The organism is Pseudomonas sp. FSL R10-0399, assembly GCF_009600165.1.
GTDB classification, from domain to species: domain Bacteria; phylum Pseudomonadota; class Gammaproteobacteria; order Pseudomonadales; family Pseudomonadaceae; genus Aquipseudomonas; species Aquipseudomonas helleri.
Genome location: NZ_WIWK01000167.1, coordinates 1 through 9,471, shown reverse-complemented (window position 1 = coordinate 9,471; position 9,471 = coordinate 1). Strand labels below are relative to the sequence as shown.

Annotated in this window: 8 protein-coding genes; 4 read left to right on the top strand and 4 right to left on the bottom strand. The window is 59.9% G+C overall.

Features of this window, described 5'->3' with window-relative positions; all coding sequences use genetic code 11:
- Nucleotides 1-534: 534 nt before the first annotated feature.
- From GHO41_RS27445 to GHO41_RS27435, 3 genes are all read left to right on the top strand, one after another.
- On the top strand, nucleotides 535-1,866 hold the full coding sequence (locus GHO41_RS27445; RefSeq protein WP_123748947.1) for an MFS transporter: 1,332 nt from the start codon (nucleotides 535-537) through the stop codon (nucleotides 1,864-1,866).
- 124 nt (nucleotides 1,867-1,990) lie between these two features.
- The gene (locus GHO41_RS27440) at nucleotides 1,991-3,217 is read left to right on the top strand and encodes an OprD family porin (RefSeq protein WP_048370209.1); all 1,227 of its coding nucleotides are present in this window, start codon (nucleotides 1,991-1,993) and stop codon (nucleotides 3,215-3,217) included.
- 147 nt (nucleotides 3,218-3,364) lie between these two features.
- On the top strand, nucleotides 3,365-4,078 hold the full coding sequence (locus GHO41_RS27435; RefSeq protein WP_048370210.1) for a GntR family transcriptional regulator: 714 nt from the start codon (nucleotides 3,365-3,367) through the stop codon (nucleotides 4,076-4,078).
- Here GHO41_RS27435 and GHO41_RS27430 read toward each other — a convergent pair.
- The gene (locus GHO41_RS27430) at nucleotides 4,075-5,025 is read right to left on the bottom strand and encodes a PDR/VanB family oxidoreductase (protein ID WP_048370212.1); all 951 of its coding nucleotides are present in this window, start codon (nucleotides 5,023-5,025) and stop codon (nucleotides 4,075-4,077) included. The genes GHO41_RS27435 and GHO41_RS27430 overlap by 4 nt on opposite strands.
- Entirely contained in the window at nucleotides 5,022-6,080 is a 1,059-nt protein-coding gene (locus GHO41_RS27425; RefSeq protein ID WP_048370214.1) for an aromatic ring-hydroxylating dioxygenase subunit alpha, read from the bottom strand. The genes GHO41_RS27430 and GHO41_RS27425 overlap by 4 nt, the downstream gene beginning before the upstream one ends.
- A gap of 367 nt (nucleotides 6,081-6,447) precedes the next feature.
- On the opposite strand from GHO41_RS27425, the gene GHO41_RS27420 reads away from it, so the two are divergent.
- On the top strand, nucleotides 6,448-7,638 hold the full coding sequence (locus GHO41_RS27420) for a sugar transporter (RefSeq protein ID WP_048370216.1): 1,191 nt from the start codon (nucleotides 6,448-6,450) through the stop codon (nucleotides 7,636-7,638).
- Here GHO41_RS27420 and GHO41_RS27415 read toward each other — a convergent pair.
- Together GHO41_RS27415 and GHO41_RS27410 are read right to left on the bottom strand one after the other, a co-directional pair.
- Nucleotides 7,635-8,876, bottom strand: coding sequence for an MFS transporter (locus tag GHO41_RS27415; RefSeq protein ID WP_048370218.1), 1,242 nt, complete (start codon nucleotides 8,874-8,876; stop codon nucleotides 7,635-7,637). The two genes, GHO41_RS27420 and GHO41_RS27415, sit on opposite strands and share 4 nt — an antisense overlap.
- 194 nt (nucleotides 8,877-9,070) lie before the next feature.
- Nucleotides 9,071-9,471, bottom strand: a 401-nt coding sequence (locus GHO41_RS27410) for an alpha/beta hydrolase (protein ID WP_153435171.1), incomplete at its 5' end; no start/stop codon positions are given.

Below are 9,471 nucleotides of genomic sequence, written 5' to 3'. Positions count from 1 at the left end.
CACCGCGAGCTAGCAGCTTGCCGTCCACCCCTCTCACCTAACACCTTAACTCCAACGAAGACACAAGCGAGCTTGCTCGCGATCTTCTGATCTTTCGCAACCTTCGTGCCTCGTCAGCGACTACAGCCGGACGTAGCCTCGCAAAGCTCGTCAACTGCTACGGGATTTGTGTACACCACCCTCTGAACGGATGGTGATCGATAATCGCACAGTAATATCGGTCATGTTGAGAGTGCCTAACTATCTGATAAATAAGAAAATATTTGTTATTTAAAAAGTTAAACAGAGACGTTTTGCCCTGTCCCGCCCCGGCCCTCATCTTGTCTATGGATCCATTAACGGGTTGACTATCGGCCAGGTGATGTCCGGGGTCTCGCCCCTGACCGTTACCCATAAAAACTACAAAAAGGGTCTCGTCATGAAAGCCTTCTCAAGGGCAAAGAACCGCCTGGGTTCTGCATGCTTTATGTCTGTGAGTCACGCCGTGTTGTGCGGCTCTTTTGCTTCGGTGATGTCCGGGCAGGAGGCAAGCGCATGGCTATCGATCTGAAAACCACTGTCGACACTGGCCCGATGAGTTCTTTCCAATGGCTCGCCATCGGAATCTGCATTGTGCTCAACATGATCGACGGTTTCGATGTGCTGGTGATGGCCTTCACCGCCGCCTCGGTATCGGCCGAGTGGGCGTTGAGTGGGGCGCAAATCGGCATGCTGCTCAGCGCCGGTTTGTTCGGCATGGCCGCCGGTTCTCTGTTTATAGCGCCTTGGGCGGACCGCATTGGTCGCCGTCCATTGATCTTGCTGTGCCTGGTGGTTTCCGGCGTTGGCATGCTGCTCTCGTCGATGAGCCAGTCGCCCACTCAATTGGCGCTGCTGCGCGGCCTGACCGGGCTGGGTATCGGCGGCATTCTGGCCAGCAGCAACGTGATTGCCAGTGAGTACGCGAGCAAGCGCTGGCGCGGCCTGGCAGTGAGTTTGCAGTCCACCGGTTATGCCCTGGGCGCTACGCTGGGCGGCCTGATCGCCGTGTGGTTGTTGTCGCACTGGGGCTGGCGTTCGGTGTTTCTGTTTGGTGGCATCGTGACCTTTGCGGTTATCCCGCTAGTGCTGCTATGGCTGCCGGAGTCGCTGGACTTTCTGCTGGCCCGTCGTCCTGCAACCGCCTTGCAACGTATCAATCGTCTGGCCCAGCGCATGGGGCTACCGACCTTGAGCCAAATGCCGCCCGTGGTGGCGAGCGTGGCAGGCGAGGGCAAGGGCTTTACCAAGCTGCTGACGCCAGCGCTGCGCCGCACCACGTTGTTGATCTGGACGCTGTTCTTCCTGGTGATGTTCGGCTTCTACTTCGTGATGAGCTGGACGCCCAAGTTGCTGGTGTCTGCCGGGCTTTCTGCGCAGCAGGGCATCACCGGCGGGGTGTTGTTGAGCGTGGGCGGGATCTTTGGCGCCGCGCTGGTCGGTGGTTTGGCCTCGCGCTGGCCGCTGACACGGGTGTTGTCGCTGTTCATGCTGGTGACGGCGGGCTTGCTGGTGCTGTTTGTCGGCTCGGCTTCTTCGGTCATGGCGGCGCTGGGTCTGGGCCTGTTGATCGGGATGTTCTCCAACGGTTGCGTGGCCGGGCTGTATGCGCTGTCGCCGATCGTCTATGACGCCTCGGTGCGCACCACGGGCGTGGGCTGGGGCATCGGGATTGGCCGGATCGGCGCGATCCTGTCGCCTATCGTGGCCGGTTTTCTGCTCGATGGCGGCTGGCAACCGCTGCACTTGTACGGGGTGTTCGCCATCGTATTCGTGATCGCAGCAGGCTGTTTGTTGCTGCTCAAACCGGGAGCTCCTACCGCGCAGCCGGTGCTTTCGGCAGCCTGATTTCGGGCGCTGATTAATGCCCGGCCCTGGCCGGGCACATTCCACACGTACACCTCAACCAGAGCTGGGCGGGCTTTTTCAGCTGCGGGGAGCGGCTGCGTCCAAAAAACGGAGAACAATAATAATGAAGAACACCATTGGCTTGCTGTCGTTGACCTTGTGCGCCCCTGTCATGGCACAGGATCAAGGCTTTTTTGAAGATTCCAGCACGGATCTGCTGCTGCGCAACTACTACTTCAACCGCGACTTTCGCGACCCTGGCGCGACCAAAAGCAAGGTCGATGAGTGGGCGCAAGGCTTTATCCTCAAGTTCAGTTCGGGCTTTACCCCAGGCGTAGTCGGGTTCGGGGTGGACGGCATTGCCATGCTCGGCGTCAAGCTCGACAGCAGCCGCGAGGCCAGTGGTTCGGAGCTGCTGCCGGTGCGCAGTAATGGGCGCGCCGCAGACAATTTCAGCCGTGCCGGGGTAGCGGCAAAAATGCGCTTCTCGGCCACTGAAATCAAAGTCGGTGAACTGATGCCGGACGTGCCGGTGCTGCGCTATGACGACGGTCGTCTGCTCCCGCAAACCTTTCGCGGGGCGATGCTGGTGTCCAAAGAAATCGAAGGGCTGGCGGTACAGGCCGGCCAATACCGCAAGGTCAGCTTGCGTAACTCCTCGGACATGCAAGAGCTGTCGACGTGGGCGGCACCGGGCGTGACGTCTGACCGTTTTAACTATGCGGGGGCAGACTATCGCTTCAACGAGCAGCGTACCCAGGTGGGTGTCTGGCATTCGCAACTCAAAGACATCTACCAGCAGAGCTACTTCAACCTGCTGCACAAGCAGCCGGTGGGCGACTGGGTGCTGGGCGCCAACCTGGGCTACTTTATCGACAAGGATGACGGCAGCGCGCGCATCGGCAACGTCAGCAGCCGCACGGCGTACGGCCTGTTTTCCGCCGCGACGGGCGGACACACGCTGTACCTCGGTTTGCAGAAAGTGAGTGGCGATACCAGCTGGATGTCGGTGTACGGCAGCAGCGGGCGAACCCTGGGCAACGACATGTTCAACGGCAACTTCAGCAACGCGGACGAGCGTTCGTGGCAAGCGCGTTACGACTACAACTTTGCCGCCATGGGCGTGCCGGGCTTATTGGCAATGGTGCGATATGGTCACGGCGACAATGCCACCACCAAGCAAGGCACCAACGGCAAGGAATGGGAGCGCGATACCGAGATCGGATACACCGTTCAGAGTGGCAGCTTCAAAAACCTCAGCCTGCGGGTCAACAATTCGACCAACCGGCGCACGTTCAACAGCGACTTTGACCAAACCCGCGTAATCATCAGCTACCCGTTGTCGATGTAATACCCCGGTACTCAACCCGCCCTGTAGGAGCGAGCTTGTCTCGCGATCTGTTGATGTTGAAAAGATCGCGAGGCAAGCTCGCTCCTACAGGGTTTTGAGGTCGATCTGGGCTACTATGTCGGCCCCCTGTTTCTGGAAGCCGCCTGGATGAGCAAGCCCGGCCAATTGGTGCTGATTGCACTGCGCAAAATGATTGCCTCGGGCGAACTGGCCGCAGGCGAACGTCTGATGGAAATCCCTACCGCTGAACTGTTCGGTGTCTCACGCATGCCGGTGCGCATGGCGTTTCGCACGCTGGAGCAGGAAGGCTTGTTGGTGCGTTTTGGCGGTCGCGGGTTTCAGGTGCGTTCGGTCAGTGCCAATGACATCGCCGGTGCTGTCGAGGTGCGCGGGGTTCTTGAAGGGTTGGCGGCGCGTCTGACCGCTGAGCGCGGGCTTTCGCCAGAAGGCCGGGCAGCCCTTGAGCTGTGCCTGCTGCAAGGCGACGAGCTGTTCGATAAAGGCTTTGTGACCGAAGATGACCTTGAGGCTTATCACGACCTCAACATGCGCTTTCATCAGGTGATTATTGAGGGCAGCCACAACCCGGCAATTGCCGATGCGCTGGCGCGCAATGATCATTTACCGTTTGCCTCGGTTACGGCGCTGGCGGTTGATCGTAAAGATATGGCCCGCGAGTACCGACGCTTCAATTACGCACACATGCAGCACCATTCGGTGTTCGATGCGCTGGTCAATGGTCAGGGTGCTCGCGCTGAAGCCATGATGCGCGAGCACGCCAATGCCACCTTGCGCTATGCCGAGATTTTCAGCTCGGCAGTGGCCAGTGAGCGGATGCGGGTGATTTTGCGCGCCGACTAGATATCCAGCACCAGCAGCGGCGATTTCGAGCGTGAGCAGCACGGCGTGAACTGGTTGTTGCACGCTTGCTCCTCTTCCGTCAGGAACATGTCGCGGTGGTCGGGTATGCCCTCCAGCACGTTGGTCAGGCAGGTGCCGCACACGCCTTGTTCGCACGACATGGGGATGTCGATGCCATGGCTTTCCAGCACCGCCACTACGGTTTTGTCGGCCGGGATCTCGATGATCTGGCCGCTGCTCGCGACTTTGACGCTAAAGCTGCCATCGTGGCTGCTGTCGATGGCTGCGGCGGCGAAGTATTCGCGGTGCAAGCGGTCTTCTGCCCACCCTTGGACGCGTGCACTGTCCAGTACGTGCTGCATAAAACCAGCGGGTCCACACACGTAGAGATGCAGGTCAGGTTGCGGATTGGCCAGCACTTGGGCGGCGTTCATGAGCGTCTCGGGTTGCTCATCAAAATGCACGAACACGCGGTCTGCGAACGCTGACTGGCGAATCCGCTCCACAAAGGCTGCGCGGTCGCTGGAGCGGGCGCAGTAGTGCAGCTCGAAGTCAGCATTGCTATGGGCCAGACGCTCGGCCATGCACAGAATCGGCGTGATGCCGATACCGCCTGCAAATAACAGGCTGCGCCGGGCTTCGTGGACCAGCGGGAACAAGTTGCGCGGCTCGCTGATCTGCAAGCGGTCGCCAGTATTGATTTGCTCGTGCAGGTGTTGAGAGCCGCCGCGTGAGGCCGGGTCCCTGAGCACGCCAATCAGGTAGCGATGGCGTTCGTCCGGGTGGTTGCACAGTGAGTACTGGCGAATCAACCCGTCGGGCAAGTGCACGTCAATGTGCGACCCGGCGCTGAAAGCGGGCAGGGGGCTTTCATCGAGACGGGCCAGTTCATAACTGCAAATCCCCTGGGCTTCGGTTTTGCGCGAAACAACCTGCACTTCGATCATGGCTGGATCCTCACAACGCTTTCGGCGGGCTCGCGTTCGCTGGCGATGATGCGTTCCAGGACGCGACGCGACTGCACACCGCCCGAGTCGATATTGAGCTTGAGCAAGGCGCGATGCGGGTGATCCAGCAGGTTTTGTTGCTGGCGCTCGAGCATTTCCAGGTCTTCGCTGAAAATCTTGCCCTGGCCCTCGCGGATCGTCGCCGTGAGCGCTTGATCCTGCGGATTGAAGTTGCGCGCCATGCCCCAGAAGTACCAGATCGAGGTGTTGGTTTCGGGGGTAATAAAGTCCACTACGATGCTTGATGCCTTGGCCTGCGCCGGGGCGTGATAACCACCTTTGCCCGCATGGGCCACGCCGACTTCGATCAGCACATGGCTGGGGGGAGAGAAGCGGCAGATCTGCCAGCGGTCCACCGGCACATCATCGGCCAGGTTGTTGCCGCGCAACGCCATGCGCCAGAACGGCGGGGCCATGATGTTTTCCATGTGCCGGGCGGTGACCACTTCGTTACCTTCGACGGTGGTCACCGGAGGGGCTTCGTCAATTTCCTTCTGGCCGATGCTGGACGCGTGCACGTAGGTTTCGTGCGTCAGGTCCATCAGGTTGTCGATCATCAGGCGGTAGTCGCAACCGATATGAAACAACCCGCCGCCGTAGGCCCATTCATCGCTGACGGCCCACTCCAGGTGATGGATCAGGTCGGGGTCGGCTTTGTCCTGTTCGCCCGGCCATACCCAGATAAACCCGTAGCGCTCGACCACGGCAAAGGTCTTGTTGCAGGGGAAGCCGCGCACGCGCTGGCCGGGCATCTCGACGGTCTTGCCGTCGCAACCCATCACCAGGCCGTGGTAGCCGCACACCAGGTTGCCGTTGTCGACATACCCCAGCGAGAGCGGGGCACCGCGATGCGGACAAAAGTCTTCGACGGCCGCGACTTTGTTTTCCAGGCCGCGATAAAAAACCATCTTTTCACCGCAAATCTGCCGACCCAGCGGCTTGTCGGCGATTTCGTCGGGGGTGCAGGCGACGTACCACGTATTTTTTGGATACATACCAATCTCCAGATCAGGTGTTATTGCTTTTATGGATCCATTAGGCGGGATTGGTCTTGGGCGAGTCAATTTGTAATCAGTGAATAGCAGTAGTTTTAGGCGATTAACGAACACAAAATTGGGTGCAGTGTGGATTTAGTGGATCCATTGCAAGAATGCTTCGTGCTGTGGCGTCACCGTGCGGCTAAATGTCTCGCAGGCGTCACTCGATGTTCACCGTCATACCGTCAAGAACGCTATAGAATGCCGCCCCGTGTGGTTCTGGCTATGCTTCTGGCACCGGGGCGTGTTGTATGTGCAGCACGTGACCGCCAGTGCAGCAAAAAGAACCTGTCAGCTTCCCGAATGCGAGTAGAACACCCCAGAAATGAGCAGCCATGGCGCAACACCTCAGGCAAATTGGCAACCTGTCATCGCATTGGCGCTGGCCGCCTTTGTGTTCAATACCACTGAATTTGTTCCCGTCGGCTTGCTGAGTGCCATTGGCGCCAGCTTCGACATGACCACCGCCAGCGTCGGGCTGATGCTGACGATTTACGCGTGGGTGGTCTCCCTGACCTCGCTGCCGATCATGCTGCTGACGCGCAACGTCGAGCGCCGAAAGCTGCTGCTGTCGTTGTTCGGCATCTTTATCGTCAGCCACTTGCTGTCCAGCGTCGCGACTCATTTCGGCATTTTGCTGCTCAGCCGGATTGGCGTGGCCTTGTCCCACGCGCTGTTTTGGTCGATCACTGCATCCCTGGCCGTGCGCATGGCCCCGGAAGGCAAGCAGGTGCAGGCATTGGGTCTGCTTGCCACCGGTACTTCGCTGGCCATGGTGCTAGGTGTGCCGCTGGGTCGTTTGCTGGGTGAGGCGATGGGCTGGCGCACCACGTTCCTGGTGATCGCCGGGTTGGCGTCCTTGTTGGTGCTGTGGCTGTTCAAGACCTTGCCGCTGCTGCCGAGCCAGAACTCGGGGTCGCTGAGAAGCTTGCCGGTATTGTTCAGGCGGCCTGCGCTGGTGGCGGTTTACGTGCTGACTGCGGTGGTGATCACCGCGCAATTCACGGCCTACAGCTACATCGAGCCGTTCGTGCAGAGCGTGGCGGGCATGAGCGGTACTATCGTGACCACCACCCTGTTGCTGTTCGGCGGCGCCGGGATCATTGGCTCGCTGTGCTTCAGCCTGTTCCATAAATACAACCCGCACCTGTTCCTGCTGATCGCTATCGGCTTGCTGGCGCTGTGCCTGCTCCTGCTGTTGCCGGCCAGTGGTTGGGTCGAGTCGTTGAGTGTCCTGAGCATTATCTGGGGCATGTCGATCATGGGCTTTGGTCTGGCCCTGCAATCGAAAGTGCTGACCCTGGCGCCGGATGCCACTGACGTGGCCATGGCGATGTTCTCGGGCATCTACAACATCGGTATCGGCGGCGGTGCGCTGCTGGGCAGTTGGGTCGGCAGCCACTTGGGTTTCTCGTACATCGGTTTGATCGGCGGCACGCTGGCCGGCTTGGCCCTGGCCGCCTACACATGGACGATGTACCGGGTTGCCCGTTCAGAAGCCGCGAATGCCCCTTAATGCGCTTGAACTGAGTGGCGGGGCCGCAGGGCTAGCATCACCGCAGCACAGCCTGCCATCAACACGCAGGTGATGATGAACACGGCGGGCATGCCGAAATGCCCGCCGACAAAGCCGCCGGTCAATGGCCCGAGCACCTGGCCGATGTACTGGCAGGACGTTGAGTAGCCGAGCATGTGCCCGGCGACTTTGTCGGGCACAGAGTGGCGAATGATCGCGGCGATCCCTGGCAGTAACCCGCCCAGCGCCAACCCCATCAGAAAACGCAGCCCCACCAGCTGCCACTCATTGGTCACGAACGCCTGAGGAATCAGCAGCAGGGCGGCGACGCTCATGCACCCCGTGACGACTTTCCAGTGGCCAATGCGATCGGCCAATTTACCCACCCGCGATGCCGACAAAACGCTGGCCAGCGCGGTGGCGGACATGACCACGCCCGCCATCAGGGTGACATCCTGGGTGTGCAACTGGATCAAGTACACGGTGATGATGGGTTCAATGGACATGATCGCGAACATCATCAGGCCCGCCACGACAAACATGGTCATGACCGGGCGTTTGTCCGCGATTGCGCTCCACGCGCTGGCCGCTGTGGCTTTAGGCGTACCGGCGGCAGGCTTGCGGCGGGGCACTTCTTTCATCAGGAACAACGTGGCGAGGAAGGTGATAAAGATCAGGCCGCCGGCGAGAAAGAAGGTGTTGCGGATACCCACCAACGGCGGGAGCAGCCCTCCAATCAGCGGCCCGGTGAGGTTACCGGCCATGATCCCCGACGCCAGCATGCCCAGCGCCCAACCCGAGCGCGCTTTGGGCGTTTGCGTGGCCACCAGGATGGTTGCCCCCGACGCGTAGCCTCCGAGCAAACCGGCCAACAGCCGCAAGCCGACCAGTTGGTAAATGTTTTCGGCCAGACCAATCAATGACATGGCGATGGCCATGCCCAGGCTTGCGCGAATCAGCATCAACTTGCGCCCGTAACGATCCCCCAGGCGGCCCCACAACGGTGCCGTCAGGGCTGCCGTCAAAAACGTTGCGCCAAAGGCGATGCCAGACCACTGCACGATAGCCGCCGGATCGCTGACCCCAAGCTGCTCGACGTACAACGGCAGAAAGGGCAGCAACAGGGTCATGGCAATAATCGTGGTGAACGCGCCGAACACACTGACAGCCAGGTTGCGCTGCCAGTTGACCTCGACAGGAGGTTCATCCAGCGGGTTCGAGTGTGCTTGGCTGGTCATGGCGGTGCCCGGTAATGGAGGTCAGGTGAAGATAAAGAAAGGCATGCCATAAATAAAATTCATGTTTTTTATAGACTGGATTCCGTATTGGAATAAATGCACGCGCAACCCTTTTTGTAGGAGCGAGCTTGTCTCGCGATCTTTTAAAAGATCAAAAGATCGCGAGGCAAGCTCGCTCCTACAGTTTCGAGGGGTTACAGAGCTTGCAGCGCGTAACGCAGCGAGGCGGGCAGGGTTTCGCCGTGACTCATGCCATCGAAGGTGTGGTAGTCAACGGTGAGTCCTGGCAGGCCGTTCAATTGGCTTTTGAGCGTTTGCATGCGCTGATCCGGTTGCCCGACGCTCGGCCCGCGCGGGTTGCCGGGTTCGGCAGTGCCGCGCATCAACAGCAGGTGCGGTTGATGGCCTTTGAGGCGTTGCTTGAAGCCCGCATCTATATTCACGTCGGTCCACCACAGTGACGGGCTGGCCGCGGCGTAGTGGGCAAACTCGCCCGGCCGGTTGAGCAGGGCGTGCAGCACCAACAGGCCGCCATACGAGTGGCCCCACAAGGTTTGCTGGTGCAGATTGATCGGCGCCTGAGCGGCAATCGCCG

Coding starts and splice junctions, on each gene's coding strand:
- GHO41_RS27430 (WP_048370212.1), bottom strand. CDS start 5,025: ATGATCGAAGTGCAGGTTGTTTCGCGCAAAACCGAAGCCCAGGGGATT.
- GHO41_RS27425 (WP_048370214.1), bottom strand. CDS start 6,080: ATGTATCCAAAAAATACGTGGTACGTCGCCTGCACCCCCGACGAAATC.
- GHO41_RS27435 (WP_048370210.1), top strand. CDS start 3,365: ATGAGCAAGCCCGGCCAATTGGTGCTGATTGCACTGCGCAAAATGATT.
- GHO41_RS27445 (WP_123748947.1), top strand. CDS start 535: ATGGCTATCGATCTGAAAACCACTGTCGACACTGGCCCGATGAGTTCT.
- GHO41_RS27415 (WP_048370218.1), bottom strand. CDS start 8,876: ATGACCAGCCAAGCACACTCGAACCCGCTGGATGAACCTCCTGTCGAG.
- GHO41_RS27440 (WP_048370209.1), top strand. CDS start 1,991: ATGAAGAACACCATTGGCTTGCTGTCGTTGACCTTGTGCGCCCCTGTC.
- GHO41_RS27420 (WP_048370216.1), top strand. CDS start 6,448: ATGAGCAGCCATGGCGCAACACCTCAGGCAAATTGGCAACCTGTCATC.